Raw genomic sequence first — 25,743 nt, 5'->3', positions numbered from 1 at the left:
GGGGGCTCGACGCGCTCCTCTGGGATCGCTCCGTAAGATCGTCCGGCAGCGGAGCGAGAGGGAGTACGCCGTGGGGTTCCTGGTCACGATCCTGGCCGTCGTGGTCGTCGTGCACTGCTACCTGTGGTGGCGGCTGGTCAGGCCGGCCACCCGTCCGGGAAGCGTGCCGCGTCGCGTGCTCACGTGGGGGCTCGTCCTGCTCGTGTTCCTGCTGCCGCTGAGGACCATCGGTGGCCAGGTCTTCGGGATGTCGTTCGAGCGTGTCATCGCGTGGCCCGGCTACATGTGGCTGGCGATCATGTTCTATCTCGTCGTGTTCACGGTGGCCCTGGAGATTCCCCGGGCGATCGCCCTGTGGCTGGCCAGGCGTTCCGAGAAGTCACCCGGGCCGGTGGAATCCCGTGAGCCGGTGGATTCAGGCGATCCTGTGCTCGGATCGCCTCTGGCGCCGGGACCGTCCACCGGATCGGGAACGTCCGGCGCCTCGACGATATCCACAGCCCCGCCGATATCCGCCGGCCCGGAAACGTCCCGGGTCGACCGGCGGGTGTTCATCGCGCGTACGGCCGCCACGGTCGCGGGCGTCGGGGCGCTGGCCACCGTGGGGTACGGCATGCGCACGGCGATGGGCGACCCGGTGATCGAGCGGATCCCGGTCCGCCTGCCCAAGCTGGATCCGCGGATGAGCGGCCTGCGGATCGCCGTGGTGAGTGACATCCACATCGGACCGCTGACGGGGAAGGGCCACACGGAGCGCATCGTCCGGATGGTCAATGGTCTCCAGGCCGACATGGTGACGATCGTCGGCGACCTGGTCGACGGGACGGTCGCCGAACTCGGGCAGTTGGCCGCCCCGCTGCGCCACCTCGAATCCCGCTACGGGGCATATTTCGTGACTGGTAACCACGAGTACTACACGTCCCAGGGCCCCCAGGAGTGGATCGAGGAGCTGAACTCCCTCGGCGTCCGGTCGCTGCGCAACGAGCGGGTCGAGATCGCCCACGCGGGAGCCGTACTCGATCTCGCGGGGGTCAACGACCTGTACGGAACGCCGTCCGGGGACGGTCCCGACCTGGAGAAGGCCCTGGGCGGGCGGGACGCCGCGCGGCCGGTCGTGCTGCTCGCGCATCAGCCGGTCCAGGTCAGGCAGGCCGCCGGGTACGGCGTCGATCTCCAGCTGTCCGGGCACACCCACGGCGGGCAGATGGCGCCGTTCAACCTGGCGGTTCCTTTGCAGCAGCCGGTGGTCGCGGGGCTGGACACGGTGGACGGCACGCAGATCTACGTGACCCGGGGCGCGGGTTACTGGGGGCCGCCGGTCCGGGTCGGCGCGCCGCCGGAGATCACCCTCATCGAGCTTCGCGCCTGACCGTCGGCACCCGCGCGGACCGGAAATATGGGGCAGTTCCCGGCATCCGTCCTGCGGGACAGGGCGGGACGTACTACCCTCAGGCGACGAGCGGGCGGAAATCCGGCCCCCTCACACCGTTCTCCCGCCCAGCGAGCACCTGGATACGCTGACATCATGAGCACCCATGGCCGGGCAGCCACGCGACGCAGGCCGCCGAACGTGCTGGTCAACGCGCCTTTCCGCAGGCTGTGGACGGCCATGTCGGTCTGCAGCCTCGGCGACTGGCTGAACATCATCGCGCTGACCGCCCTCGCCGGGAACCTCACCGCGGCATCGGGATTTCAGACGCAGACCCTCGCCGTCGGCGGCGTATTCGTCGCCAAGATGCTGCCGGCGATCCTGCTCGGGCCGCTCGCCGGGGCGGTCGCCGACCGGTTCGACCGCCGGTTGACCATGGTGGGCGCCGACGTCGCGAGATTCGCCGTCGTGGCGTCGATCCCGCTGGTCGGCAGCTACCAGTGGGTGATCATCGCGTCGTTCCTGGTCGAGTGCGCGAACCTGTTCTGGGTGCCGGCCAAGGACGCGACGGTGCCCAACCTCGTGCCCAGGGAACGGCTGGAGGAGGCCAACCGGCTCAACCTGCTCGTCACGTACGGCACGGCCCCGGTCGCGGCGGCGCTCTTCGCGGTGCTGTCGGCTGTCGTGGGCATGATCAGCGCCGCCGCCCCCGGGTTCGGCGCGCAGCCGACGGACGTGGCCCTGGCGGTCAACGCCCTGGCGTACCTGGTCTCGGCGGCTCTGATCTTCACGTTGCGGGAGATCCCGAAGGGCCACACGCTCAGGGTGTCCACGCCGCCGGTGCTGCGGCAGGTGATCGAAGGCTGGCGGTTCGTCGGCGGCGAGCGCGTGGTGCGCGGGCTGGTCATCGGCATGCTCGGCGCCTTCGCCGCCGGAGGCGCGGTCGTCGGCGTGGCCAAGGCGTACGTGAGCGCGCTTGGCGGCGGTGACGCGGGCTACGGCGCGGTGTTCTGCGCGGTCTTCCTGGGCATGGGGGCCGGCATGTTCTTCGGCCCCCGGCTGCTCGGGGCGCTGTCCCGGCGGCGCATGTTCGGCGTGGCCATCGTCCTGGCCGGGGTGACGCTCGCGGCCATCGCGCTCATCCACAACCTGGCCCTGGTGGTCGTGCTGACCGTGGTGCTCGGCGCCTGCGCCGGGACCGCCTGGATCATCGGATACACGCTGATCGGCCTGGAGGTCGAGGACGGCCTGCGCGGCCGTACGTTCTCCTTCCTGCAGTCGCTGGCCAGGGTGACGCTGCTCCTGGTCCTCACGGTGGTCTCCGCGTTCGCCGGGCTCTTCGGCGCGCACCTCCTCGTGATCGGCGACATGACGTACCGCTTCGACGGCACGAACCTGGTGCTGCTCCTGGGCGCGCTGCTCGCGGTCGTGGTCGGGGCACTCGCGCTGCGCCACATGGACGACCGGCCGGGTGTCCCCATCGGGGCCGACCTGTTCGCCGCGCTGCGGGGCGAGCGCTTCACCGTCGAGGACGAGGAGCCCCGGGCCGGCCTGTTCGTGACCTTCGAGGGCGGCGAGGGCTCGGGCAAGACCACCCAGTCGCGGCTGCTCGCCATCTGGCTGCGCGACCAGGGCTTCGACGTGGTGCAGACCCGCGAGCCGGGCTCGACCAAGATCGGCATGCGGCTGCGTGCCATCCTGCTCGACGCCGCCCACCAGGGGCTGTCCGCCCGGTCGGAGGCCCTGCTGTACGCGGCGGACCGGGCCGAGCACGTGGAGAAGGTGATCCGCCCGGCGCTGCAACGGGGTTCCACGGTGGTCTGCGACCGGTACGTGGACTCGTCCCTGGCCTACCAGGGCGCCGGCCGGACGCTCGACCCGGACGATGTGGCGCGGGTCAACGCCTGGGCGACCGGCGGACTGCTCCCCGACCTGACGGTGCTGATCGACGTGCCCCCGTCCGTGGGGCTGCGCCGGATGGCTTCGCCCGCCGACCGGATCGAGTCCGAGCCGATGGAGTTCCACGAGCGGGTCCGGCACGAGTTCCGGGCGCTCGCGGCGGCCGCGCCCGACCGTTACCTGGTCGTGGACGGCACGCTGCCCCAGGACGAGATCTCCCGCATCATCCAGGACCGGGTGCGCGAGGTGCTGCCCGACCCGGTGCCGGGGGAGACCGAGGCCGCCACCGGCACCATCCCGGCCATCCGCGACTGAGACGGCCGGGCGCGCTCGCGATCTGACGGTAGGTTGGGCGCGTGGGTGTGTTCGAGGATCTGGTGGGCCAGGATCGGGCCGCCGCCGTGCTGGGACAGGCCGCCTCCGCCGCCGCCGACGTCCTCGCGGGCGGTCGCGGCGCCGGGATGACCCACGCGTGGCTTTTCACCGGCCCTCCCGGCTCCGGGCGTTCCGACGCGGCCCGCGCCTTCGCGGCGGCGCTGCTCTGCCCCGACCAGGGCTGTGGGCACTGCGACTCCTGCCACCAGGTCGAGATCGGCTCCCACCCGGACCTGACCTGGGTGCGGCCCGAGGGGCTCTCCTACAGCGCCAAGCAGACCCGCGACCTCGTGCTCAAGGGCGCGGGCGCCCCGACGCTCGGCCGCTGGCGGATCGTGCTGTTCGAGGACGCCGACCGCGCCACCGAGGCCGCCGCCAACGCGTTGCTCAAGGCGATCGAGGAGCCGCCGCCGCGGACGGTCTGGCTGCTCTGCGCCCCGTCGCCCGACGACATGATCATCACGATCCGGTCCCGTTGCCGCGTCGTGACGCTCCGTACGCCGTCCACCGAGGCGGTCGCGCACGTGCTGGCGACCCGGGACAACGTGCCGGACGACATGGCCTGGTTCGCGGCGCGGGCCGCGCACGGCGACGTCGGGCGGGCCCGGCGGCTGGCCCTGGACGAGGAGGTCCGGCGGCGCCGTGAGGAGGTGCTGTCCATCCCCGCGTCGCTCACCGGCGTTGGCGAGTGCATCGCGGCGGCCGAACGGCTGGTGAAGACCTCGGCCGAGGACGCCGACGCGGCGACGGCCACGCTGAACGAGGTCGAGACCGCCGAGCTGCGCAGGGTCTACGGCGAGGGATCGTCGGGCAAGGGGCTGGGCAAGGGCCTGGTCCGCGGCGGCGCCGGCGCGTTGAAGGAGCTGGAGACGCTGCAGAAGTCCCGCGCCACCCGGATCAAGCGCGACTCGATCGACGTGGCGCTGCTCGATCTGGTGGCGTACTACCGGGACGTCCTCGCCGTGCAGCTCGGAGCCGGGGTGGGGCTGGCCAACGAGGACCGCAGGCGCGAGGTGGAGACGCTCGCGGCCAGATCGACCCCCGAGGACACGCTGCGCCGTACCGAGGCGATCATGATCTGCCGGGAGCGGCTCGCGGCGAACGTGAACCCGCAGATCGCGGTGGAGGCCATGACCCTCGCCCTCCGGGATCCGCGCGTCCCGCGATAGCGAGCCGGGTGACGGGAGCAACCTGAGAGGCGATTCGGCGTCTCTGGTGCATGCAGGCCGAAACGCTGGATATCCATAAACCTCCCGGAGCGTCGGTGACCGCCCCGGAATCTGCGGACGAGACGATCGCGGCTCTGTACGCCGAGCACGCGATCGGCCTCGCCAGGCTGGCACTGATCATGCTCGGCGACCGTGAGGCTGCCGAGGACGTGGTCCAGGAGGCGTTCCTCGGCCTCCATCGCCGGTTCGGCGGCCTGCGGGACCGGAGCAAGGCGCTCGTCTACCTGCGGTCGGCCGTGCTCAACAACGCCAGGACCGTGCTGCGCAGGAGGCGCCTGCCGTCCTGGTTCGCCGGGACGTACGAGCCGCCCGTGTGGTCGGCCGAATCCGCCGCCCTCCTGGGGGCCGAACGGCGCGAGGTCATGGAGGCGCTGCACCGCCTGCCCCGGCGGCAGCGTGAGGCGCTCGTGCTGCGTTACTACGCCGACCTCTCCGAAGAGGAGACCGCCCAGGTCATGGGCGTCAGCCGGGGCACCGTCAAGTCGACCACCTCCCGAGCCCTGGACGCGCTCGGCCGACTGCTGGGGAACGCACGATGAACGACATCACCGATCGCCTGCGCGACGCCACCAGGGCGGTGGGCGAGACCATCGACCAGGTGCCGGCCTTCTCGCTGAGCGCGGGCCGTACGCGCTCGGGGGGCGCGAGCCGGGCGCGGAGAGCCTGGCTGGTCCCGCTCGCCGCGGCGGCGTCCGTGACGGTCGCGGTGGCCGGCGGCGTGGCGGTCGCCCGGGGCGGGGGCGGGGGCCCTGGCCAGGACGCCGCCACGAGCGCGGGCCTCGCCGCCGCCCCCACGTTCTTCGCCGAGGCCGGGGAGGGCGGGATCACCGTCAGGAGCGTGAGCGGCGGCGCGGAGACCTCCCGGGTCCCGAACCCCTCCGGGACAGAGCGGTTCGTCGGGATCCAGGCGGCGCAAGACAACCGGCTCTTCTATGCGGTGTCGGCCCAGGATGACTGCCGGCCGCGGCTGTACCGCTTCACGCTGGACGAGGAGGGGAAGGTCGGGTCGTTCGGCCCGCTGCCCTTCGCGCCGCCCGAGGGCACCAGGCCGACCTCCCTGGCGGTCAGCGGTGACGGCGGCAAGCTCGCGTATGGCGTGGTGCCGTGCCGCGGTGGCGAGAAAGGCCGCCTGGTGGTCACGGACACGGCGACCGGCGACAGCCGCACGTGGACCGCGAAGGCCGGCGTCGACGTCTCCGAACTGTCGATGACGGCCGATGGCCGTTTCGTGCTCTTCGCCGGTTACGTTCGGATGGAGCTCGGGTCATCGGCTCCGGTGACCGATGAGGCGACGCCCACGGCGACCGAGGCGCCGTCCCCGTATCCGATGGTCAGCCGGGTGGGAGAACCCCCGGCGCCAGTGATTGATGCGATCATGGCGAGTCCGGTGGCGTCCGAGGCGACGGCGACCGCCGTCCCGAGTCCCGCGACGGCCGAGCCCTCTGTGACGCCGAGTGTCGAGACGCCGTTCGTGATGACCGAGGTGTCACCGGTTGAGCCGAGCGTGGAGGCCGAGTGGTGCGGCTTCCCCTCGGCGACCATGCTGGACGAGCCGAGCGAGGGGTCGTCGCCCGCTGTCGCTCCGGGTGAGGCTCCGGTCGAGGTGCACGCGGTCGTCAAGGTGTGTCCCGGCCTGTCGGATCTGCGCCTCCTGGACACCGGAGCGCCCGGCGACAGCCTGGAGCAGGCGAGCAGCATCTCCCTCTCCGCACGGGGCGGCGAAGCGTCAGGCGGCATGCAGGGAGCCGCCATCAGCCCGGACGGCAGCCGGATCGTGGCCGCGTTCCAGAACACGGAGATCGACGGTAAAACGGGCCGGCAGGTGGGCGGATCCGCGGACCTCATCGCGTACGACACCGCCGACGGGAAGGCGGCGGGTGTCGTCTACCACGACGCGGGCGAGGCGGCGATCCGGCTGCTCGACCTCGACGGCACCGGCGAACACGTGATCGTCTCCCGGGGCGACGAGATCGGCGCGGTCGACGCGGCGGGCTACCGGGCGCTGACCAAGACCGAGGAACCTTCCCGCGTCTTCGGCTCCAGGTTCGCCTGGTAGCCGTCACCGCCGGTACGGCCGGCCTGCCGAGGGATCCGCCCGGGCAGGCCGGCCGTTCCCGTTTCCGCCCCGTGGGAGTGTTTCTTCCGGAACAGAAGCAGCAGAAGCCACACCAGTGCGTCTCTTTGGTGTGAAAGCCGAACTGCTCTCGGAGAGAGAGCCCTTGATCCAGGAACGCGTCGACGTCGCGGCGCTGTTCGCCGACCATCATCTCGGCCTGGTACGGCTGGCGCTGCTCATGGTGGGTGACCTCGCCACGGCCGAGGACGTCGTCCAGGAGGCGTTCGCGCGCATGCACGCGGGGCGGCAGCGGTTGCGTGAGCCGGGCAGCGCCCTGGCGTACGTGCGGTCGGCCGTGCTGAACGGCTGCCGATCCGTGCTGCGGCGCAGGAGCCTCGCCTTCCGGCGGGCGGTGCCGTACGCGCCGCCCGTCTGGTCGGCGGAGAGCGTCGCGATGATCGGCGAGGAACGCCGGGAGGTCCTGGTCGCTCTGAGCGGCCTGCCGCGACGGCAGCGCGAGGCGCTCGTGCTGCGGTTCTACCTCGATCTGTCGTACGAGGAGATCGCCGACACCATGGGCGTCGCCGGGAGCACGGCGCGCTCCACCATCACACGGGGGCTCGCCGCCCTCGGCCGGACCCTTGGGGAGGAATCATGATCGAACAACGTCTGCGTGAAGCCCTGTCCGAAGCGGCGGCGACCGCCGACCTCCGTTCCGTCCGCCCGCTGAGCGCGCCGCGCGGGCGTTCCCGCGCCCGGATCTCCCGGTTCGTCGTGATCCCCGCCGCGCTCGTCGCCGCGATGTCCGTCGGAGTGTTTCTGCTGGTACGGCCCGCGCCTCCGGAGACGACGGCGGCCAGTCCTGTGGCGTACAGCCTGGTCCAGCTCAGCCTGGCGGGGGCGGATTCCTGGCAGGACGAGGTCGTGGTGTTCCTTTGCGGAAAGAACGATGCCTTCCCGGTGTGCAAGGAGCGTGCGGCGACCGAGGACGATCGGCGGCGGATCCGGCAGGTGCTGGAGTCACTGCCCGGGGTCGAGTCCGTGAAGTTCGAGTCGCAGATGGAGGCCTACGAGAGATTCCGGGCGAGCAATCCCCGGCCCAACGAAGAGGTAACCCAGAAGCTTCTCGACGTGATCAAACCGACGGATCTTCCGGAGTCCTTCCGTGCGAAGCTGAAGCAGGGGGCCGATCACAAGGCGGTGGTGAGGGGCGTCGAGCACCTGCCCGGAATCTCGAACGTCGTCGACTCGGCGTGCATTCGGGACCGGTCGAAGTGCTGAGGCCCTGACGCCGGACGCGGTCCCGCCCGGCCGAACCGGAGGGCCTAGCCTCGAAGGAGGGCACGTGTGCCGCCGCCGTGAGGAGGGCGTCATGGCTGCCATGTCACCCGCGTCATCTGTGGCGGCCCGTCTGGGGTCCGTGCGGGGATGGCAGGAGGATCTCTACCGGGACCTGCATCGGCATCCTGAGCTGTCGCACCATGAGCGGCGTACCGCCGCGAAGATCGCCGAGCGCCTCGGCCGGATCGGCTGCCAGGTACACCAGGGGGTCGGCGGCACCGGTGTGGTCGGGGTGCTGCGTAACGGCGACGGCCCGACGGTGCTGCTCCGGGCGGACATGGACGCGCTGCCGGTGCGAGAGGCGACCGGCCTGCCGTACGCCAGCGCCGACACGGTCACGGGCCCCGGCGGGCGCGAGATACCGATCGCGCACGCCTGTGGACACGATGTACACGTCACCTGTCTGCTCGGCGCGGCCCAGTTGCTCGCCGAGGGGACCGACCGCTGGCGGGGCACGCTGGTGGCGCTGTTCCAGCCGGCCGAGGAGACCGGCGACGGCGCGCGGGCCATGCTCGACGACGGCCTCGCCGAGCTGATTCCGGTCCCGGACGTGGCGCTCGCGCAACACGTGCTGCCGGCGCCGGCCGGGTACGTCGGCACTCATGCCGGTCCGGTGCTCTCCGCCGCCGACAGCGGGCGCGTCACGGTGTACGGACGCGGAGCCCACGGCTCGATGCCGCAGGCGGCCGTCGACCCTGTGGTCCTCGCGGCGATGATCGTGATCCGGCTGCAGACCATCGTGTCCCGTGAGACCTCGCCGGGGGAGACCGCGGTGGTCACGGTCGGCAGCGTCCAGGCCGGCACGAAGAGCAACATCATCCCCGATCACGCCGTGCTGGAGTTCAACATCCGCACCTACGACGAGCGGACCAGAAGCGCGATCCTGGACGCGGTGCGCCGCATCGTCCTCGCCGAGTGCCAGGCGTCGCGGTGTCCGAAGGCTCCGGAGATCGAGCTGTTCGACCGCTTCCCGCTGACCGACAACGATCCCGAGACCACCAGCCGGGTGGCCGCCGCGTTCGGTGAGTTCTTCGGCGACCGGGCCGGGCCGATGGGCCGGCAGACCGCCAGCGAGGACTTCAGCGACATCCCGAACGCCCTGGGAGTCCCGTACACCTACTGGGGCATCGGCGGCATCGACCCCGAGACCTACCGCAGGGCCGAGGCCGCCGGCCGGGTGGCGCAGGACATCCCGGTGAACCATTCCGCCGCGTTCGCCCCGATCCCGCAGCCCACCTTGGACACCGGTTCCCAGGCCCTGGTCGTCGCCGCTCTCGCGTGGCTCGGCCGCTGACTCACCGCCGGTCCCCGGAACCGGGGACGTCGCCCCGGGCGCCCGGCGGGCCCGGAGCGTTGAGGCCGAAGCGGACGCCCACCAGCCGGACGACGAAGCAGATGGCGGCGGCCCCGATGGCGGCGGGGATCCCGTAGACGCCGGTGCGGACGGTGACCGCGGTGATCGCGGCCGCGATCAGGGCGGGGATGGCGTACAGCTCGCTGTACAGCACTGTGGGGATCCGCCGGATCAGCACGTCGCGGAGCGTGCCGCCGCCCACGGCTGTGATCGCGCCGAGGATGACCGCCTGCCCGATGCCGAGGCGGTAGTCCAGCGCCTTGCTCGCCCCGGTCACCGCGAACAGGCTCAACCCGAGGGCGTCGAACACGATGATCGGGCCGGCCAGCCGGTCCAGCCGCCGGCCGAGCGCGTACGCGACCAGACCGCTCGCGGCCGCGACCGCCAGATAGCGCCAGTCGCCGAACGTGGCGGGCGGCAGGGAGTCGATCAGGATGTCGCGGATGATCCCGCCGCCCAGCGCGGTCACCATGCCGAGGGTGACCACGCCGACGATGTCGAGCCGGGCGGCGCGCACCGCGGTCAACGCGCCGTTGAGTCCGAACGCGAAGGTGCCCGCCAAGTCGAGGGCGAGCAGCAGCAGCGGCGGTTCGGCGTTCACCTGGCGTCGATACCCGATATACGGCCGGCCCTGACGGCATGGTGCCGATGCCGCGTAGGGTAAGGGCGGGCGGCAGCCGTACAAGATCGAGGAGGCCGGGCGCTTGGGCATGATGATGGCGGTGAGTTTCACCCGGTACGGGCGGCTTTATTACCTCGATCCCGGAGGGCATTCCCCCAAAGTCGGCGACAAGGTGCTCGTACCGACTGATTCCGGGCCCGAGGTGGCCGAGTGCATCTGGGCGCCGCAGTACGTGAGCGAGGACGTCGACGGCCTGCCGGTCTGCGCGGGCATCGCGACCGAGGAGCACCTGGCCAGGGACGAGACCAACCGGCGCCGCAGGGCCGAGGCCCGCAGCGTGTCCAAGCGCCTGATCAAGCGGCACGAGCTGCCCATGAAGGTCGTCGGGGTCGACTATGTGGACGCCGACAACGTCTTCACTGTCTACTTCTCGGCCCCGCACCGGGTCGACTTCCGGGCGCTGGTGCGGGACCTCGCCCGCAACCTGCGGGCGCGGGTGGAGCTGCGGCAGATAGGGCCGCGCGACGAGGCCCGCCTCCAGGGCGGCATCGGCCCGTGTGGCCGGGACCTGTGCTGCGCGACCTTCCTGAAGGACTTCGAACCCGTCTCGGTCCGGATGGCCAAGGACCAGGACCTGCCGGTCAACCCGCTGCGCATCGCCGGAGCGTGCGGTCGGCTGATGTGCTGCCTCAAGTTCGAGCACCCGCTGTACGTCGAGGCGCAGCGGACCTTCCCGAGGGCGGGAGCCCGGGTGGAGACGGACGAAGGGCCGGGCCAGGTCGTCGGCAGGAACGTGCCGGGAGACTACGTCACCGTGCGGCTCGACGACGGGGGGCGGCGCTGCCAGTGCTCGCGCGCCTCGGTCTGCGGCCCGCGCAAGGCCCACGACGAGAGGTATGAGCCGCAAGCGTGAAGATCTTCCGATCACGGCGTGTCCCCCCGACCCCTGCCCGCGGAGCCGCGGCGGCGTTCCTCGCGCTCGCGCTGGCCGTCACGGGCTGCACGCACACGCAGGAGGAGGCGAAGCCCCGCGCGGAGGCCCCGACACCCGCGCTTCAGCCGTTCTACAGCCAGAACCTCGACTGGAAAGACTGCGGTGACGGCTTCCAGTGCTCGCGGGCCGAGGTGCCGCTCGACTACTCCGCGCCGTCCGGCGAGAAGATCGGCATCAGCCTGATCCGGCTGCCCGCCACCGGGAAGCGCGTCGGCTCGCTGCTCATCAACCCGGGCGGACCCGGCGGCTCCGGCATCCAGTACGGCCGGGCGGCGCGTTCGGTGCTGAGCGCGAAGGTCCGGTCGCAGTTCGACGTCGTCGGCTTCGACCCGAGGGGCGTGGGCGAGTCCAGCCCCATCCGCTGCATGTCCGGAAGCGAGCTCGACGCCTATGCAGGGCTGGACGCCAGCCCGGACACGCCGGCCGAGGTCGCCGCGATGGAGAAGGAGTCGAAGGCGTTCGCCGACGCCTGTGGCGCGAAGGCGGCCCAGCTGCTGCCCCACGTCGGCACGGCCGACGCGGCCAGGGACATGGACGTGCTGCGCGCCGCCCTCGGCGACTCCGGGCTGACCTATCTCGGGAAGTCGTACGGCACCTATCTGGGCGCTGTCTACGCCGACCTGTTCCCGAAGAAGGTCCGCGCCCTGGTTCTCGACGGTGCGGTCGATCCGTCGGTCCCGGCGCTGAAGTCCAACGAGACCCAGGCCGTCGGCTTCGAGGTGGCGCTGAAGGCGTTCCTGCAGGACTGCTTCGAGGACGGCGCCTGCCCCTTCTCCAGCCGTACGGTCGAGGGGGCCATGGACGAGCTCACCGACCTGTTGAAGAAGGCCGACGCGCATCCCCTGAAGAACACCCTCGGCGACGGCCGGGAGATCAACGAGTCGTGGGTCGTCCTGGGCATCGTCACACCGCTGTACGAGCGGCAGGCATGGCCGGTGCTGCGCCAGGCGCTGGGGCACGCCTTCAACGGTGACGGCACCGACCTGCTGCGCATGGCCGACCTGATGTTGGACCGCAAGCCGGATGGCTCGTACTCCAACCAGACCGAGGCGAACATGGCGATCAACTGCGTGGATCACCCCTATCCCAAGGAGCCGTCCGCGTACGCCGAGGGAGCCGCCGAAGCGGTGAAGATCGCCCCCCATTTCGGAAATTTCGTGATGTGGGGGTCGTTGCCGTGCGCGTACTGGCCGGTGGCGCCCAAGGGCGCCGACAAGAAGCTCACCGCCGCCGGCGCCCCGCCGATCGTCGTCGTCGGCACCTCGCGTGACCCGGCCACGCCGTACGAGTGGGCGGAGGGGCTCGCGTCCCAGCTCAGCTCTGGTGTCCTGCTCGGCTACGACGGTGACGGGCACACCGCGTACGGGATGGGCTCGACGTGCGTCGACAAAGCGGTCGACGACTATCTCATCTCCCTCAAGCCACCCAAGCAGGGCACGATGTGCCCGAAGGTCACGTGACGTCGCCGAGGGGGCGCGAGAAGGGCTCATGAGCCTGTAGACTTCTCTACGCTGCCGTACGGCACGCCGCCTTAGCTCAGTCGGCCAGAGCGACGCACTCGTAATGCGTAGGTCTGGGGTTCGATTCCCCAAGGCGGCTCCAGCAAATAAGACCCCTGACCTGGGAAAACCAGCGCAGGGGTCTTCTGTTTGTCAGGACAATCTCTCGATCTTGCTAACGCTAGTGCTAACAGGCGCCACAGCAGCGATGGTCCTCGATTCCTCAATTCATGGCGACATGACATGATCCTTCGTGAATGGGGAACCCCCGTCGACAAAGAGGACGACTGCATGACTTCCAAGGCGGTCGCGTTCGTTGCGTTCCTGCTGATCGGCTCGGGCCTGCTCGCCGGTGTGCTCCCCGTTACATCGAGCGGGCGAGACTGCGGCTCAGCATTCGTTGAGTCAAGGATCACCTCACTCGATGACGTCTCGATCAGGCTGACGGGCTGCAAGGACGTGCGGAACCTCGTCCGGATTCCAGTAATCGTGCTGATCGCGGCCGGTGTTGCCACGCTGTTCGCGGCCGGCGCGGTGAACGCGAAGGAACAACGGGAAGAGGTCCTTCGGAAGGCAGACACATGACTGCCTAATCGCTCCAACCACTGACGTGCAGCGAGAGAACGCAAAAGCCCTTCACGGATCATCGCGAAGGGCTTGCGATCAGGAACGCCTACCCGGCTTCTGAAATGGCCTTCGCGAAGATGTCGGCGGCGGAGGCTTCCGCCTGGCGGACGACGTGGGCGTACACGCGGAAGGGGGGCTGTCCAGTCAACGGCTCTGTCGCAGTTGTTCTTACAGTCCCCCGCGTAGACGATCACAGCCTTGTGGCCGCGGTCCTGGATCTGGTCGCACGGCCGTTCCCCGCTGATGGATCCGGCCGTGGGTCCTGGCTCATCGGCGAGGCCGAGTCCGTGCCGGGCGGCCACTTCGCGCCGATCGCGTCGAGCCCAAGCCTCTACGAGACGCCAGCCGACGACGAGGGCACGATCGTCGACATCTACGAGCGGGTGTACACCGAGTTCGAGGTCCGGCGCAGGCAGGCCGCCAACATGCTGGCGGCGATGTGGGGCCCGCCGCGTCCTCACTCGTTCGCGGCGGAGGTCGAACGGTTCTCGGTGTCACAGCCGACCAGCTTCTGCATCCAGTCCTCAACGCCTCGACGATGCCGACCGTCGGTGATGTCCATCATCACCTGTTCGTTCCACGAAGTGGCTGCGCCGCCAGGGTCGAGCGGGGCAGCATCGGCAGACAAATCAAGACGCTGCGGAATTGACGTAGTCGCTCTCTTGAAAACTGCCGCCTGATTTGGAAGCCAAGGTCGAATAACCCTACTGAGCGACGCACTCTTCTGCCGCGAGTCGCACCCCCGGCCCCATTCCGGATTGATCATGTCAACCATCAACCGAGGGGAAAGATGCGCAGGACCGCACACCGTTGATCTTGTGGCCAGACTCTATGAACCCGCGGGGCGGGAAGCCTGTCACGACCTCGGGCCGATTGATCAGAGAACGGCAGACCGCCTACCGTGCGTCCATGGAGGACGAAGCCGCCCCGCACCTAATGGCCAACCTATGGGCCGACGCCGTCGGCGAAGGAGGCTACATGGCCAGCAGGGAGATCTGCCGGTGTTGCGACCAGCACAAGGCTCGTTCACCACGCGTGGTGCGCTTCCATGCTCAGCGTCAGGACACCGCATCTTCTGGGTGGCAACGTCTAGTTGAGCTTGTGGAAGAAGCGGCGGCTGACGGCCGAGAGGTGTTCCAGCCCCTCGTAGAGCTCAGCCCGACCGAACGACGGCAGATCGTCACCCTGCCGCCAACCATCGCCAAGCTCACCGATGTCAAGCACCTGGTGCTCTACGGCAGCAACCTAGTGCGGATCCCACCGGAGATCGGCGCGATGACCAACTTGGAGGAGTTCACCCCCTACACTTCGCATCGCCTGCACTGGTTCCCTTACGAGCTGACCAGGTGCCGACAACTGAAGGCCAGCACGGTCAGCACCCGTTCGCTATACGGCAACTTCAAGATTCGACCGCCGTTCCCTCCGCTCCAGCCGGGCAGGGCATCGATCCGGGACCTCGACATCAGTGACCTCGACCCCAAGGTGTGGGGCACCGACGTGATCCAGGCATGTAGCGTCTGCAGTCGGCCGATCGCCGAAGCCGGGCTCTACCAAGTGTGGATCTCCTTGCGGGTCGGCACTGACACCCTGCCTCTCTTGGTCAACGCCTGCTCGCCAGCCTGCATCGACACCCTCCCTATCCCCCCAGACGGCTACGTGCCGACACCGCACACCGGGGGGTCCGGCATTGCTCAGCCACGCGCCGACTATTCGTAGGGAGTCGCTTGAGATCACCCGGATCTGCAAGGGCAGGGCACATCCAGGGCACATGACCATGAGAAATCCTGGAGATCAACGAAAGGCGTTGAAGGGCGAATATGCGCCCTGACCAGGAGCGGCGTACATAGGCCCTGGTAGCGGCGCTGGTGTTCGCGCTACATCAACAACTGCTCGTCAGATCTACGACGTGTGATCCCTTGAGGTGTTGATTCGGGCAGAAGGCCACGTGTTACCCGCACAGGACCCGGCCCGCTGCCGCTTCGCGGTGGGTCGACGGCGTACGAGGTGATCAGGGGGAGGAGCATGCAGAAGTATGGGAGGCTGAAGCCCGTAGTACGGGCAGGAGCGAAAGTAGGAATTCCACCGCTTGGCGCACTCCAAGGTGCCCGGGACAGTTCGGTGATATCGATGTAGCGGAAATGTTATGCTCGCGCGCCTCCGTGGATGGGTCATTAGCCTGTCCGTTATTGATAAATTAGTCGCTTCGTACGCCGCTCTGGTTGGAGTTGTCGGCTTAGTTTCACTCATTCCCATGCTAGATGGAAAGGATAGCGTCGCTCTTTGGCCGCTGTGGCTGGTCGGCTTTCCAATGAGCATGTTGCCGGCGCTTATTTTTCAGAGTGACCATATTTCATTTCAAGGGATGCCTGACGAACTTAACTGGTTGATTCCAATACTGGTATGGGCTCCGTTCCTATTTTCGGGGCTTATTCAAGCGGTAGTTCTGCGCATACTCCTGCGTGGGATTGATCGGCACCGCCGACAAGGCGACTAGCCTTCAAGGCCTGCCGAGAGGATCGCCGTACAGCAGCGCGTACAGCAACCCCACCTCACACCGTCACACCTGACCGGCCCGTAACTACCGGCCAAGCAGGACGAGGAGCGGCCGACGAGGCTTCTCCCCTTCCCTTGTAAACAGAAGGTCGGGTGAGTGACCAACTGCGTGACAACGCCAACGAACAATATTGGACGCTGGCGGACGGCAGTACTGGGGGAAACCACCGCAGCGGAGGAGGCGGTATCGCTGGCTATCAGCCACCTGCCAGCCGACATCGGGCCAGCCGTGGCCGGGGGGTACGAGGAGTAGAGCGCGCCGTACCAGGGCGATCCGCGATAGGACCGCTCACCAGGAGCATTTCTCCATCAATCTGGCCGAGGAAAGATGAGCCGCGACGTCATCATCAGCCTGCAGTTCGAACACGAAATGGACTTCGAGGAAATTCTCGAACGGCTCGCCCTGGCGGGCTGGGCGTTCCTCCGCAATGAAGACTCCATCTGGTATATGGCCGACTTCGCCTGGAAGGATCTGCCGCTGGACGGCCTGGCCGAGGCAAAGCGCGACATGCGCGCCTCCTACGAGGTTGGGGAGGCGGTAGGCATAACCACCAGGCTGCCCGACGGGGAAACCTTCGCGAACATGCTGTTCCACGAGGGAAGGACGTCGGTCTCGCTGATTCCCCTGCTGGATTACCGCACCATTGCGCACATGCCCGAGTTCGTCGATCTGGGCTGGTATTTGGAGAGGTTCCTGGCGCCGTGCCGGGATCTGCCCATCGTGCGAACGGAAGCCAGCGACCAGCGGTGAGCACGCCGGGCCGGCCGTAGTTCGGCACGCCCAGGACCGATTGGGTCAAGATCCGGGATATGTACGGCATGATCTTGAGGGTTGCTGAGCGTAACCATTCCGTCCGGCCAGGTGGAGGGCATGACGCCAGTCGTGATACCGGTCCGCTGTAAAACCGTCGGCAGTTCGGCGCCGTGCCCGTTGCGTGCCCGATGGGGCGGCGATCAAGGGGGAATGGCGGGGACTCACGGGGAACGCGATCGGCAGCATGAGCAGCAAGAACGCAGGTCGAGCAAGATCGGCATACGTCTTTGCAAGCAGGCGGTCACGTCACGCGTCGCTTCCGAAGCTGACGCATCCGTGGACGCTCGTGGACGACTTGATTACTTCTCGCAATGCGTAGGTCTGGGGTTCGATTCCCCAAGGCGGCTCCATTAATGATCAGGGCGTTTCCCATCCGGGAGACGCCCTGTGATCGTTTCCGGGTGCGGTTCGAGTTGCGGTTTCACGCAACCAGTACGGCGCGACTTGATGTGCGGTCATGGAACTGGCCGGCTGCGAGCGCGAGGAGCGGTTTGCTCGTGGCCGCGACACCCGGGTCGGCTGCCGCCGCTACCGGCTTGGTCGGCGAGTGATCCTGAACGGCTCTGCTTCGCTCGACAGACGGAAAACTATGCGCGATCCGAAGTCGATCACGTACTCTGCGTAGCCAAGTCTGTTGATCTCTGTCCCTCGGGAGGGCTCCATGCGCAGGATCATTCGTTTCCTCGCCACGTCCACCGCCGTCACCGCCGGCACTATCGTGGTCACCGCCGCCGCTGCCAGCGCCGACGTCGGTGTCGGCGCGGAGGTCCACTTCGTGCCCCTCGGCTCCCTTCTTTTCAGCGACCGGAACATCAAGCGCGACATCGTCCCCGTGCAGTGGGATCGTTGATCTTGAAGCTGTCAGCGTTCATGCGGTTGCGTAACCGACATAACCAGCCGGCTACGCAGCCGCTCCAAGACCATCGAGACGATGCTCCGCCGGAGCCATATCCCAGCGCTGTTAACGGCTACGAGATCCTCGCCAAGGTCGCCGAGCTGCCCGTCAGCACGTGGCGGTACGAGTGGGAGCCGGACGGGGTACGCCATCTGGGGCCGATGGCCCAGGACTGGAAGGCCGCCTTCGACTTCGGACAGCCGGATACCCGCATCCCGGCCGTCGACGCCAACGGGGTAGCTCTCGTCGCCATCCAGACCCTGTACCGGCTCGTCGTTGACCTGCAGAACCAAGTCGATGAGCTCCGCCGTATCGCCTCAACATCCGGGCCTGGCCAGCAGAACCCGTCGCGGACCGGCTGACCTGGCCCGACTGCCCCGGCACGGGTTCCCGACCATTGTCGATCAGGAGTGTTCCCGCTGTGTGGCGGCCGTCGTGAACGCGGGCGTCACGCACTCCCGCGTTCTTGAGGATCTCCTTCCGCTCCTCCCCGTCGTGCCGGGGGTCGACGCGTACTCGCATCGCGCTTGAACTGTATGGACGGAGTTTTCGGCAGATTTAATCCGATACGTTCTCTTTGTCATGCCTTTGTGCTGCCTTTGGGGGCGTTGTCGGTGCGCGCGATACTGCTGATCGTGGCTCTTGTTCTGAGCCTGTCCGGCTGCGGTGCGGTCCCTGGCGTGTTCGTCTGGCCCGTCGACGCGCCCACGCCGACCCCGGTCACCTCACATGCCACCTCGCTGCCTCCGTCGTCGGGCGCCACGCCCTCCGAGAGCGCCGCCCCCACTCCCTCGGCGACCAAGACGGCCCTGACAATCCCCCAAGCCAGGCAGGCCATGCGGCAGTGGGCGGCCAAGTACAACGCGGTGCTCAAGAAGCGCAAGTGGTGGCGATCGAACGCCCGGATTGACGCGCTGTTCATCGAGGGGGCAATGCACGAGGGCGTGCTCGAACGTAGCCGTGAGGACTACGGATGGAAGCCGGAGCACAAGCCGATCAACCTGACCGGCGCCCCGACGGTCTACCTGCCCAGGCCGGAGCAGCAGCCATCGGCCGGTGACTGGTTCATCGCGCAGGCGACCTACAAGGACACCAAGGGCCATGACCGCCCGCACGTGCTCGGGTTCTTCCGCTCCCCTGGGCAGTCCTTCAGGCTGGCCGTCGCGACCCCGATTCACTGGGGCCAGCAGATGCCCAAGCCGCTGCTCGACGCCGACGGCTATGTCACTGACATGGACAACGCCGTGGCGCGCGCCGTGGCCGAGGAGTACCAGAACTTCTGGAACGGAGAGAGGAAGAAGGAGGGCGACTCCGGCTACCGCCTGGCCAAGAACAATTACAGTCGCAAGGCGTTCCCCGAGGTCAACAAGGGGTTGTATGTCGGGTTCGCCGGCTACGGTTCCGTCTTCGGCTTCCGTACGGCGAGTGGCGGCTCGTTCTTCCTGTTCGCCCTGCTCAACGACTCCAAGAGCGTCAACAATGTGCTGAGCGAGGCACTGCTGGTGCCCAAGGGCAGTAAGACCATCCAGGAACTCGGCGCAAGCTGGTTCTCGTAAAGGCCTGCTGACAAAGCAAAGGCGCGGGCGCCCAGTCCACATCGAGATGATCCGCGCGAGGAGCCAGCTCGAAGGAGCAGAGTCGGTGCAGTTCCTCGACCGACCGGCGGCAGCCGGCGAGCCGGGGCTCAGGAACCCGGACGAGCTGCTGCGAAACCGCCATGCGGCGAGCCTGGCAGACCGGCAGTCGTGATCGAAAGCAAATGGCGAACGAGGTGATCAGGGCAGCGGATACGTGTGGGGCCGTTCCCCACCGCGTCAGCCGACGCGGTCGAGCTGGGTGGCGTTGTCGTACGACTCGCGGGCGTCGAGCAGTTCGTCCCAGTGCTCCGCCGCCCAGGCGCAGGCGACCGCCATCGGCTTGAGCATGCTGCGGCCGAGCGGGGTCAGTTCGTACTCGACATGCGGGGTGGCCTCGGCGTAGACGGTGCGCTTGACCAGGCCGTCCCGTTCGAGGGACCGCAGCGACTGGGTGAGGACCTTGGGAGTGACGCGCCTCAGCGGCACGCGTAGCTCGGAGAACCGGCGCGGCCCGTGCTCGAGGCAGCGGATGATGAGCGGCGCCCACTTGTCACCGAATCGGATCGGATTGAGCGAGGACGGACACAGCTCGTCGAACATGTCGGCGGGCAGGGGTTCCCTCATGGCCTCACGATAGCCGGTATCCCGGCGGTAACCGCGGCCCCGGATAGCGTCCGGGAATCGGCTGGGAGTATGTGTCACCGTGCAGGTCGGTACGGAAACCTTCACCGCACGAGCGCGCCCCGCCACCGCGGCAGAGCGTCCACATCTGTGGCGCCTGATCGTGTCGGCCATGCCGCAGTATGCGGTCTACCAGGAGCAAACTACGCGCGAGATCCTCGTGGTCCTCCTGGAACGTGTCTGACGACGGGCGTTGGGGTCCGTAGGCGGTAGGAGCCTTGTGGCCTACCCGCTGGGGAACGAGTACGTGATCATCGATCTCGCGAAGATCCGGTGAACGCGTCACCTCGACGGACGGCCGGGTGAGCTTCGCCCCGGCTGCTCGCGGATCCTCGGCTCCCATTCGCAGCGCGGAGCGCGTCGATTTTGCCCGGAATCAGGCAGGTGGGCGTCGGGGTTGACCGTGGCAGGTCGCCGGGCGCCCGCCCCGCCGTCACCGGTGCTTTCTCCGACGAATTCGCCGCGCCGATGGCCAAACTCCAGGCGGTCCACCTGTCTGCGGCATTTCATCACTTATCTATCTTTTCCGGACTCTCTGTCAGATTATGTCGCTGACTGTTCAGAGGTCGTCAGGAACCCAAAGGGGTGCTTTCTGGGCGAAATTTCCTGTATCGCTGATACCGTTTCGCCGTCGTGATCATTCAAGCCTCATGGGGAGAGATGCTCTTATGGCACTGACGGGTAGCGGCGGTTCATCATCGAGAACCCTTCCCGGTCTTCTGCCACGTACCGCGGCGCTGACGATCGCGTTCGGACTGGTGTTCGCGCAGTTTGGCCAACCGGCGTCTGCCGGCACCGGCGCTCACAGCGCCCAAGCCATCGCCTCGGTTGAGGGCGACGACAGCGGACCGGCTGCCGGGGTCGGCACCGACATCATCGACGAGTCGGATGTCAGTGCGGCGGCCGTCGTAGATTGCCAGTGCGTCGCGTTCGTGCAGCGGTACTACGGGCTGACCGGACAGATGAGGAACGCCACCGACATGGGGGGTGTCCTGAAGCAGAACGGGTTCAAGTATGTCGGGCACGGCATGGCGCCCAGGAAGGGTGATGTAGCCGTGTGGAAGGACACCTACTATCCGCGCTATGGGCACATCGCCATCGTCGAGTCGGTGACCTGGGACTCGCCTGGTTGGATCGTCAAATTCCGCGGCGCCAACCAGGGCGGGTCACTCTTCACGCAGAAGAACTGCCGAAATGTCAGCATCAGGGCAAATATGGGCTACACGGCGGCGGACTACTACCGCCGCTAGGCGCGAGCGGTCCCTGTGCGCAAGCCGCAACATGCTGGGCCGGTTGAGAACCGGAGTGCTGGGAGCCCCGGCTCCCAGCCTGGCGGCTCGTCCTGATCGCCGCATCGGCCGGCCGTGGTCACAAGGGGCGGGGCGCGCTCTGTGAAACCGGCCGGCCCGATGCGCCCATGCCCCTGCGAAGCGATCCCGCCGGGGCCGCCACGTTCGAACCTCGGCGGCTCCAGGGCCGGGGCCGGCATCGTCACCCAAGGGCCCATGAAGACGCAAACTGGTTTGTATTGCAAACCGGTTTGTATAGATTTAGGCTCGACGTGTTGGTCGATCCCGGGATTGGAGCCCGCCATGGTCAGTCGAGCCGAACTGGAGCGCGTCCGCTACGTCACCGCCCACTTCGAGGTTCTGCAAGGCTTGGCCATACTTCCGGTGGTCGTCGGCTGTGGCGTGGCCATGGCATGGGCGGCCGGCTGGATCAGCGGGTGGATCGTGCCGATGGTTGCCGTGATCGCGGTGGCGGCCACGTTCGCGGCGAACGCTCATTACCGTCGCACGTACGGCCAGGTCGAGCCGCGCTCCGGCAAGACCCGCGACACCTTTCTTCTCTGGCCCGCCGCGGGCCTCATCACCGCGGTCGTGTTGGTCCACGCGGCCGGCCTGCACCTCCCCATCAGTCTGGAAGGTGTGATCCTTTCCGCCGGGGCGTTGGCCGGCGCCTGGTTCCAGCGGCCGCTCGCCCCGGCCTTCCTGCTCATCGGCTGCGTGGGTCTCGCCCTTAGCCTGGCCCCGCTCGGCGGTCCGGGCGGCCCGCACCCGCTGTCGGACACCGAGAACTGGATCATCCTCTTCAACGGGGGCGTCGCCGTACTGGCCGGGTGGGGCCACCTGTTGCTCCGCCGCACCCTGGGGCAGGGGCGGAATCGGTGAGCGCGCCTTTCGAAGAGCTGGCCGGGCTGGACAAGCTCATCCACGAACCGGCTCGGCTGGCGATCACAACCGCTCTCGCCGCCTGCGAACGGGCCGACTTCCTGTTCCTGCAGCGGCTCACCGGCCTCTCCAAGGGCAATCTGTCCGCCCACCTCAGCAAGCTCGAGGCGGGCGGGCTGGTGGAGATCAGCAAGGAGTTCGCCGGCAAGCACCCGCGAACCTGGGTCGGCCTCACCGAATCAGGTCGGCGGTCCGTCGAGGCGCACTGGGGGCGCCTCAACGACCTGCAAGAACGCTCACGTGCCTGGGCCGAGACCCACCACGCCGAGCCCTGACCAACCTGCGATGCGCCGTCGGCGCCGCGAAGTGCTCGGCCCGCTCGGCCCTACGGCGAACGCGGTCGCTCGGCCCTACGGCGAACGCGGTCAGGAACGCTGCACGACGGTGAGGAGGAACGCGGTGTCCTCCAACGCCTCGACGCTGTGCCGTGCCTGCGGGATGACCAGGAGGTCGTCGGCGCGCCCCTCCCATGAGTCGTCGCCGCTGCGCAACACCAGCCGCCCGCGCAGGACGAGCAGCGTCGCTTCGCCGGGGTTCTCGTGCTCCGCGAGGGAGGCGCCGGCGGCGAGGGTGAGCAGGGTCTGGCGCAGGACGTGTTCGGGCCCGCCGTAGACCGTCTCCGCGCTGCGTCCCGCCGACCGGGTGGCCGCTCGCTCCAGGTGGTCGCGGGCCAGCGTGCCGAGTGAGATCTTCCGCATGGCGACAGTGTGCCAGCAGTCCGCGCCGCGACGGCGGTCTCCGCGCTGCGGTGTCTCTGATCTGCGCGGACGTAGAGTTCTCGCATGCGCCCACCGCTGCCGGGGCCGCTGGCCGACCTGGCTCCGCTCCTGCACCAGTACGGCTACGCCGCGGTCGCGGGGCTGATCCTCCTGGAGGACTTCGGCGTCCCCGCTCCGGGCGAGACCATCCTCGTGGCCGCCGCTGTCTACGCGGGCGCCGGGCATCTCAATATCTACTTCGTTGTTCTCGTCGCCCTGGCGGCGGCCATCGTCGGCGACAACATCGGTTACGTCATCGGCCGGGTCGGGGGCCGCAGGCTCATCCACCGCTGGGGTCGCTACGTCCTGATCACCCCGGAGCGCTTCCACGCGACCGAGAGGTTCTTCCTGCGCCACGGAGCCAAGATCGTGGTGATCGCCCGGTTCATCGAGGGGCTGCGTCAGGTCAACGGCCTCGTCGCGGGCACCACCGGCATGCCGTGGCGTCGCTTCCTCGTGTGCAACGCCATCGGCGCCGTTCTGTGGGTGGGCGTCTGGGCGGGCGCCGCGTACTTCGCCGGCAAGAGGATCGGCGCCATCTACAACATGATCGGCCGCTACCAGAACTACGCCTGGATCGCCCTCGGTCTCGTGGTCGCCGCCGTCGCCGCGTGGCATCTGGTCCGCCACCTGCGCCGCCGCAAAGCATGACGGCGGCGCGTGGCCCGAAATTCTGTTGCCCGCCGTACCCCGAGGGCTGGACGATCGCGGAATGGACGAAGAACGCAAAACCATGGCAGGCGCGATCAGCTACCGCGAAGGCGTCAGGGACGGACGCCCCTGGGCGGACGAGGTCGAGGTGATCGGCCCGGGCGCCGCCGACGTCATCATGTCCGAAATGCGCGGCTGGGCGGTCTCGGCCGCGCCGGAGCTGGCGGAGGAACTGCTCGCGCGGGGCGCGCGTGTATTGCGGCACGCCCACGTCATGTCCTGTGACCTGGAGAAGGTGGAACCGGCCGAGGTCGAAGCACCGGAGGGGTTCCGGTTCGTGCCCTGTGACCGTGCCCCGGAGCAGGTCCTTCCGGCGCTCCTCGCGGCCTACCCGCCCGGCCACCCCGATCGCCCCACCGATGACGATGACACGATTGGCAAGGATCTCGCCCCCTTGCTGGAGGGGCGGCTGATCGGGCCGGTCCTGCCGTGCAGCCTGCTTGTCGTGGACGCCGGTGACACGGTCGTGGCGGGAGTCGTGGTCAACGACTTCCGAGGGGAGCCCTGGATCTCCCACCTGTTCCGCCACCCGGTCGAGGCGCCGCCCGGAACCGGCGCACTCGCCCTGCGAGCCGTCCAGGTCCGAGCCGCCCGGTCCGGGCTCGCCACGCTCGGGCTGGCCGTTACCCACGCCAACCCGGCGAAACGGATCTACGAGAGGCTCGGTTTCGTAGTGACCGAGACCTTTATCACCGTCGTCATCTGATCGCCCGACGACGGGGATCAGGGTGACAGGGTGATGCGCACCCCGACGGTGCCGGCGCGGCCCCGCCGCAGCCGGCTTCCCCAGATGGTCAGCCTGCCGAGGAGTCCGTACTTCTTCATCAGCAGCTCACGGACGTGATCACCCTGCTCGGGCGGCAGCAGCTCGGCTCTGGCCGGCACCGCGTCACCGCGCAGCCGGCCCCGTACATCGCACGGCGCCACCGTGACCTGCGGATTGCGGCGGATGCGCTTCACCTTGCCGGAGTCGGCGACGGTCCAGACGACCAGGGCGTCGCCGTCGCGCATCACCCAGACCGGCGTCGCGACCGGCGTCCCGTCGCGCCGCAGCGTCACCAGCGACACGTACTGTCCCGCGCCGAGCCGTTCAACGGTTGTCATGTCAGCACCGTACGCGCCGCCCGAGGAGGGGATAACCGTCATGCGCGATAGGGGACCGGGCGCGCGGGTGGCGCCTGGCGGGTGTCACCTAGAGGGCTGGCGAGGGCTCGCTCGAATCCCGTGAGAGCGTTGATGAGATCGGGTACCTCGAACGCGCGATTGCGTCTTCCAATGGTGGTCTGTTTGAGCACGCCCGCTGTCACAAGCTGGTTGACGGCGTCGTTGGCGCGCTGCGTGGATCGTCCAATCAGATCGGCGGCGGTGGCGGCTGTGAGTACGGGAGCGGAGGGGAGCACCCGCAGAAGGAGATCGACGGATGACCCCGCACGAACCCTCCCCAGCTTCTTCCGCCATTCCGTTTCCATGGTGCTGAGCTCCGCGCCGAAGCGGTCTGTGTCGATAACGGCCCGAGTGGTGTCCGCGACAAAACGATCGATGCAGGCGCCGATGGCGTGTGACGCCAGAACCAGACTGATCGGCGGGACGAAACGGGGCGCCAGCCCTCGTCTCCGGAGGATCAGATGGATGAGTGCCCGCCCTGTGCGGCCGTTGCCGTCTACGAACGGATGGATCGTCTCGAACTGAGCGTGGGCGATGGCTGCCTGGACCAGAGCGGGATGTTCGTCTCCTGATGTGTAAGCGCACAAGTCTTCAAAGAGATCACGGACCCGATCGGGTGGGGGAGGAACGAAATCGACTGTGCACGGCGACATCCCGGTCCCACCGACCCAGTTCTGCTCGGTCCGGATCTGTCCGCCGAAGTGCTCGTCCCGAGTTCCATCGAGCAACTTCCGATGGAGGGTCAGTATGTCCTCTACACGGATTCTCGGCGCGTCCGCGAGCTCGAGGGCTGATTCCATCGTCCGGATGTTTCCAAGAACCTCGGCGGTGTTGGGGTCGGGGGTTGAGGCTGCCGCAGACAGGCCGGGTGGGCGTGGGCCGGAGTGTTCCTTCCTTCGTGCCATACGAACACTTAGCAACTAACCGTTCGTATGGCCCAGGGGTTGGAACATTTCAGTTCGCCCGGATTGCTCGGCCCCGAAGACCTCGGCCG

At 68.3% G+C, this 25,743-nt stretch carries 30 protein-coding genes and 1 tRNA gene; 26 read left to right on the top strand and 5 right to left on the bottom strand.

Annotated features, from left to right (window positions below; all coding sequences use genetic code 11):
* The first annotated feature begins 70 nt into the window (after nt 1–70).
* From AWQ71_RS28785 to AWQ71_RS28750, 8 genes are all read left to right on the top strand, one after another.
* Nucleotides 71–1,369 carry a metallophosphoesterase gene (locus tag AWQ71_RS28785; protein ID WP_084259402.1) on the top strand — a complete coding sequence of 433 codons (1,299 nt, stop codon included), beginning with the start codon at nt 71–73 and terminating at the stop codon, nt 1,367–1,369.
* Nucleotides 1,370–1,525: 156 nt separating this feature from the next.
* Entirely contained in the window at nt 1,526–3,583 is a 2,058-nt protein-coding gene (gene tmk / locus AWQ71_RS28780) for a dTMP kinase (protein ID WP_067138628.1), read from the top strand.
* Nucleotides 3,584–3,624: 41 nt separating this feature from the next.
* Nucleotides 3,625–4,812, top strand: coding sequence for a DNA polymerase III subunit delta' (locus AWQ71_RS28775; protein WP_067138626.1), 1,188 nt, complete (start codon nt 3,625–3,627; stop codon nt 4,810–4,812).
* A gap of 95 nt (nt 4,813–4,907) precedes the next feature.
* Entirely contained in the window at nt 4,908–5,411 is a 504-nt protein-coding gene (locus tag AWQ71_RS28770) for a SigE family RNA polymerase sigma factor (RefSeq protein ID WP_245658543.1), read from the top strand.
* Nucleotides 5,408–6,928, top strand: a complete 1,521-nt coding sequence (locus tag AWQ71_RS28765) for a hypothetical protein (protein ID WP_067138624.1) — start codon at nt 5,408–5,410, stop codon at nt 6,926–6,928. Before AWQ71_RS28770 ends, AWQ71_RS28765 begins: the two co-directional genes overlap by 4 nt.
* Before the next feature lie 163 nt (nt 6,929–7,091).
* Nucleotides 7,092–7,586, top strand: a complete 495-nt coding sequence (locus tag AWQ71_RS28760; RefSeq protein WP_245658541.1) for a SigE family RNA polymerase sigma factor — start codon at nt 7,092–7,094, stop codon at nt 7,584–7,586.
* Nucleotides 7,583–8,209 carry a permease-like cell division protein FtsX gene (locus AWQ71_RS28755; RefSeq protein ID WP_067138622.1) on the top strand — a complete coding sequence of 209 codons (627 nt, stop codon included), beginning with the start codon at nt 7,583–7,585 and terminating at the stop codon, nt 8,207–8,209. The genes AWQ71_RS28760 and AWQ71_RS28755 overlap by 4 nt, the downstream gene beginning before the upstream one ends.
* Nucleotides 8,210–8,300: 91 nt before the next feature.
* The gene (locus AWQ71_RS28750; RefSeq protein WP_218002002.1) at nt 8,301–9,563 is read left to right on the top strand and encodes an amidohydrolase; all 1,263 of its coding nucleotides are present in this window, start codon (nt 8,301–8,303) and stop codon (nt 9,561–9,563) included.
* A gap of 1 nt (nt 9,564) precedes the next feature.
* Here AWQ71_RS28750 and AWQ71_RS28745 read toward each other — a convergent pair whose 3' ends face one another.
* Nucleotides 9,565–10,224 (bottom strand): trimeric intracellular cation channel family protein, encoded by a 660-nt coding sequence (locus AWQ71_RS28745; RefSeq protein WP_067138618.1) that lies wholly within the window; start codon nt 10,222–10,224, stop codon nt 9,565–9,567.
* Nucleotides 10,225–10,339: 115 nt separating this feature from the next.
* Here AWQ71_RS28745 and AWQ71_RS28740 point away from each other — a divergent pair, with 115 nt between their 5' ends.
* The 12 genes from AWQ71_RS28740 to AWQ71_RS28700 all read left to right on the top strand — a co-directional run bounded on the left by AWQ71_RS28740 (nt 10,340) and on the right by AWQ71_RS28700 (nt 19,183).
* Entirely contained in the window at nt 10,340–11,158 is an 819-nt protein-coding gene (locus AWQ71_RS28740) for a PSP1 domain-containing protein (protein WP_387417352.1), read from the top strand.
* Nucleotides 11,155–12,699 (top strand): alpha/beta hydrolase, encoded by a 1,545-nt coding sequence (locus AWQ71_RS28735; protein ID WP_245658539.1) that lies wholly within the window; start codon nt 11,155–11,157, stop codon nt 12,697–12,699. Before AWQ71_RS28740 ends, AWQ71_RS28735 begins: the two co-directional genes overlap by 4 nt.
* Before the next feature lie 65 nt (nt 12,700–12,764).
* Nucleotides 12,765–12,841, top strand: a tRNA-Thr gene (locus AWQ71_RS28730).
* A 188-nt stretch (nt 12,842–13,029) separates the two neighbouring features.
* A complete protein-coding gene (locus AWQ71_RS28725; protein WP_157570632.1) occupies nt 13,030–13,323 on the top strand; it encodes a hypothetical protein in 294 nt (97 codons plus the stop codon).
* Nucleotides 13,324–13,427: 104 nt separating this feature from the next.
* Nucleotides 13,428–14,045 carry a hypothetical protein gene (locus AWQ71_RS42030; RefSeq protein WP_157570631.1) on the top strand — a complete coding sequence of 206 codons (618 nt, stop codon included), beginning with the start codon at nt 13,428–13,430 and terminating at the stop codon, nt 14,043–14,045.
* A 229-nt stretch (nt 14,046–14,274) separates the two neighbouring features.
* Nucleotides 14,275–15,081, top strand: coding sequence for a hypothetical protein (locus AWQ71_RS28720; RefSeq protein WP_218002001.1), 807 nt, complete (start codon nt 14,275–14,277; stop codon nt 15,079–15,081).
* 427 nt (nt 15,082–15,508) lie between these two features.
* Complete coding sequence (locus AWQ71_RS44920; protein WP_500778566.1) at nt 15,509–15,859, top strand: SCO4225 family membrane protein; 351 nt, start codon at nt 15,509–15,511, stop codon at nt 15,857–15,859.
* 156 nt (nt 15,860–16,015) lie between these two features.
* On the top strand, nt 16,016–16,171 hold the full coding sequence (locus AWQ71_RS44695; protein ID WP_369407219.1) for a DUF6193 family natural product biosynthesis protein: 156 nt from the start codon (nt 16,016–16,018) through the stop codon (nt 16,169–16,171).
* 75 nt (nt 16,172–16,246) lie between these two features.
* Nucleotides 16,247–16,669 (top strand): hypothetical protein, encoded by a 423-nt coding sequence (locus tag AWQ71_RS28715; protein ID WP_067138611.1) that lies wholly within the window; start codon nt 16,247–16,249, stop codon nt 16,667–16,669.
* 724 nt (nt 16,670–17,393) lie between these two features.
* The gene (locus AWQ71_RS28710) at nt 17,394–17,582 is read left to right on the top strand and encodes a hypothetical protein (RefSeq protein ID WP_067138609.1); all 189 of its coding nucleotides are present in this window, start codon (nt 17,394–17,396) and stop codon (nt 17,580–17,582) included.
* Nucleotides 17,583–17,608: 26 nt separating this feature from the next.
* Nucleotides 17,609–17,989 carry a tail fiber domain-containing protein gene (locus AWQ71_RS28705; protein WP_218002000.1) on the top strand — a complete coding sequence of 127 codons (381 nt, stop codon included), beginning with the start codon at nt 17,609–17,611 and terminating at the stop codon, nt 17,987–17,989.
* 273 nt (nt 17,990–18,262) lie between these two features.
* Nucleotides 18,263–19,183, top strand: a complete 921-nt coding sequence (locus AWQ71_RS28700; RefSeq protein WP_157570630.1) for a DUF8094 domain-containing protein — start codon at nt 18,263–18,265, stop codon at nt 19,181–19,183.
* Between the two features lie 258 nt (nt 19,184–19,441).
* Here AWQ71_RS28700 and AWQ71_RS28695 read toward each other — a convergent pair whose 3' ends face one another.
* Nucleotides 19,442–19,828, bottom strand: a complete 387-nt coding sequence (locus tag AWQ71_RS28695; RefSeq protein ID WP_067138605.1) for a winged helix-turn-helix transcriptional regulator — start codon at nt 19,826–19,828, stop codon at nt 19,442–19,444.
* Between the two features lie 79 nt (nt 19,829–19,907).
* Between AWQ71_RS28695 and AWQ71_RS40680 the strand changes: the two genes are divergently transcribed.
* From AWQ71_RS40680 to AWQ71_RS28680, 4 genes are all read left to right on the top strand, one after another.
* Nucleotides 19,908–20,069 (top strand): nitroreductase/quinone reductase family protein, encoded by a 162-nt coding sequence (locus tag AWQ71_RS40680; protein WP_169806652.1) that lies wholly within the window; start codon nt 19,908–19,910, stop codon nt 20,067–20,069.
* A gap of 484 nt (nt 20,070–20,553) precedes the next feature.
* Nucleotides 20,554–21,135, top strand: a complete 582-nt coding sequence (locus tag AWQ71_RS28690) for a CHAP domain-containing protein (RefSeq protein ID WP_169806651.1) — start codon at nt 20,554–20,556, stop codon at nt 21,133–21,135.
* A 342-nt stretch (nt 21,136–21,477) separates the two neighbouring features.
* Nucleotides 21,478–22,056, top strand: a complete 579-nt coding sequence (locus AWQ71_RS28685; RefSeq protein WP_067138601.1) for a hypothetical protein — start codon at nt 21,478–21,480, stop codon at nt 22,054–22,056.
* Nucleotides 22,053–22,391 (top strand): transcriptional regulator, encoded by a 339-nt coding sequence (locus tag AWQ71_RS28680; protein WP_067138598.1) that lies wholly within the window; start codon nt 22,053–22,055, stop codon nt 22,389–22,391. Before AWQ71_RS28685 ends, AWQ71_RS28680 begins: the two co-directional genes overlap by 4 nt.
* A 90-nt stretch (nt 22,392–22,481) precedes the next feature.
* Here AWQ71_RS28680 and AWQ71_RS28675 read toward each other — a convergent pair whose 3' ends face one another.
* Nucleotides 22,482–22,814 carry a cupin domain-containing protein gene (locus AWQ71_RS28675; RefSeq protein ID WP_067138596.1) on the bottom strand — a complete coding sequence of 111 codons (333 nt, stop codon included), beginning with the start codon at nt 22,812–22,814 and terminating at the stop codon, nt 22,482–22,484.
* An 84-nt stretch (nt 22,815–22,898) separates the two neighbouring features.
* Between AWQ71_RS28675 and AWQ71_RS28670 the strand changes: the two genes are divergently transcribed.
* Both AWQ71_RS28670 and AWQ71_RS28665 read left to right on the top strand, forming a co-directional pair.
* The gene (locus tag AWQ71_RS28670; protein ID WP_067138594.1) at nt 22,899–23,525 is read left to right on the top strand and encodes a DedA family protein; all 627 of its coding nucleotides are present in this window, start codon (nt 22,899–22,901) and stop codon (nt 23,523–23,525) included.
* Between the two features lie 61 nt (nt 23,526–23,586).
* Nucleotides 23,587–24,291, top strand: coding sequence for an N-acetyltransferase (locus tag AWQ71_RS28665; RefSeq protein ID WP_067138592.1), 705 nt, complete (start codon nt 23,587–23,589; stop codon nt 24,289–24,291).
* A 17-nt stretch (nt 24,292–24,308) separates the two neighbouring features.
* Here the strand turns inward: AWQ71_RS28665 and AWQ71_RS28660 are convergent, their stop codons facing one another.
* Together AWQ71_RS28660 and AWQ71_RS40675 are read right to left on the bottom strand one after the other, a co-directional pair.
* The gene (locus AWQ71_RS28660) at nt 24,309–24,689 is read right to left on the bottom strand and encodes a PPOX class F420-dependent oxidoreductase (protein WP_067138590.1); all 381 of its coding nucleotides are present in this window, start codon (nt 24,687–24,689) and stop codon (nt 24,309–24,311) included.
* Nucleotides 24,690–24,727: 38 nt separating this feature from the next.
* A complete protein-coding gene (locus AWQ71_RS40675) occupies nt 24,728–25,549 on the bottom strand; it encodes a Fic family protein (protein ID WP_169806650.1) in 822 nt (273 codons plus the stop codon).
* Nucleotides 25,550–25,743 lie beyond the last annotated feature (194 nt).

The organism is Microtetraspora malaysiensis, assembly GCF_001528665.1.
GTDB lineage: Bacteria > Actinomycetota > Actinomycetes > Streptosporangiales > Streptosporangiaceae > Microtetraspora_A > Microtetraspora_A malaysiensis.
Note: the sequence above shows the minus strand (reverse complement) of the source record. Positions and strands in the feature narration are given on the sequence as shown.

Bases quoted from the DNA above. Each gene is read 5' to 3' on its own strand.
- AWQ71_RS28755 (WP_067138622.1), top strand. From the start codon at position 7,583: ATGATCGAACAACGTCTGCGTGAAGCCCTGTCCGAAGCGGCGGCGACC.
- AWQ71_RS28765 (WP_067138624.1), top strand. From the start codon at position 5,408: ATGAACGACATCACCGATCGCCTGCGCGACGCCACCAGGGCGGTGGGC.
- AWQ71_RS28665 (WP_067138592.1), top strand. From the start codon at position 23,587: ATGGACGAAGAACGCAAAACCATGGCAGGCGCGATCAGCTACCGCGAA.
- AWQ71_RS28690 (WP_169806651.1), top strand. From the start codon at position 20,554: ATGGCACTGACGGGTAGCGGCGGTTCATCATCGAGAACCCTTCCCGGT.
- AWQ71_RS28685 (WP_067138601.1), top strand. From the start codon at position 21,478: ATGGTCAGTCGAGCCGAACTGGAGCGCGTCCGCTACGTCACCGCCCAC.
- AWQ71_RS28740 (WP_387417352.1), top strand. From the start codon at position 10,340: ATGGCGGTGAGTTTCACCCGGTACGGGCGGCTTTATTACCTCGATCCC.
- AWQ71_RS28710 (WP_067138609.1), top strand. From the start codon at position 17,394: ATGCGCAGGATCATTCGTTTCCTCGCCACGTCCACCGCCGTCACCGCC.
- AWQ71_RS28715 (WP_067138611.1), top strand. From the start codon at position 16,247: ATGAGCCGCGACGTCATCATCAGCCTGCAGTTCGAACACGAAATGGAC.
- AWQ71_RS28720 (WP_218002001.1), top strand. From the start codon at position 14,275: ATGGAGGACGAAGCCGCCCCGCACCTAATGGCCAACCTATGGGCCGAC.
- AWQ71_RS28695 (WP_067138605.1), bottom strand. From the start codon at position 19,828: ATGAGGGAACCCCTGCCCGCCGACATGTTCGACGAGCTGTGTCCGTCC.
- AWQ71_RS28725 (WP_157570632.1), top strand. From the start codon at position 13,030: ATGACTTCCAAGGCGGTCGCGTTCGTTGCGTTCCTGCTGATCGGCTCG.
- AWQ71_RS28750 (WP_218002002.1), top strand. From the start codon at position 8,301: ATGGCTGCCATGTCACCCGCGTCATCTGTGGCGGCCCGTCTGGGGTCC.
- tmk (WP_067138628.1), top strand. From the start codon at position 1,526: ATGAGCACCCATGGCCGGGCAGCCACGCGACGCAGGCCGCCGAACGTG.
- AWQ71_RS28670 (WP_067138594.1), top strand. From the start codon at position 22,899: ATGCGCCCACCGCTGCCGGGGCCGCTGGCCGACCTGGCTCCGCTCCTG.
- AWQ71_RS28675 (WP_067138596.1), bottom strand. From the start codon at position 22,814: ATGCGGAAGATCTCACTCGGCACGCTGGCCCGCGACCACCTGGAGCGA.
- AWQ71_RS44920 (WP_500778566.1), top strand. From the start codon at position 15,509: ATGCTCGCGCGCCTCCGTGGATGGGTCATTAGCCTGTCCGTTATTGAT.
- AWQ71_RS40675 (WP_169806650.1), bottom strand. From the start codon at position 25,549: ATGGAATCAGCCCTCGAGCTCGCGGACGCGCCGAGAATCCGTGTAGAG.
- AWQ71_RS42030 (WP_157570631.1), top strand. From the start codon at position 13,428: ATGGCCTTCGCGAAGATGTCGGCGGCGGAGGCTTCCGCCTGGCGGACG.
- AWQ71_RS28660 (WP_067138590.1), bottom strand. From the start codon at position 24,689: ATGACAACCGTTGAACGGCTCGGCGCGGGACAGTACGTGTCGCTGGTG.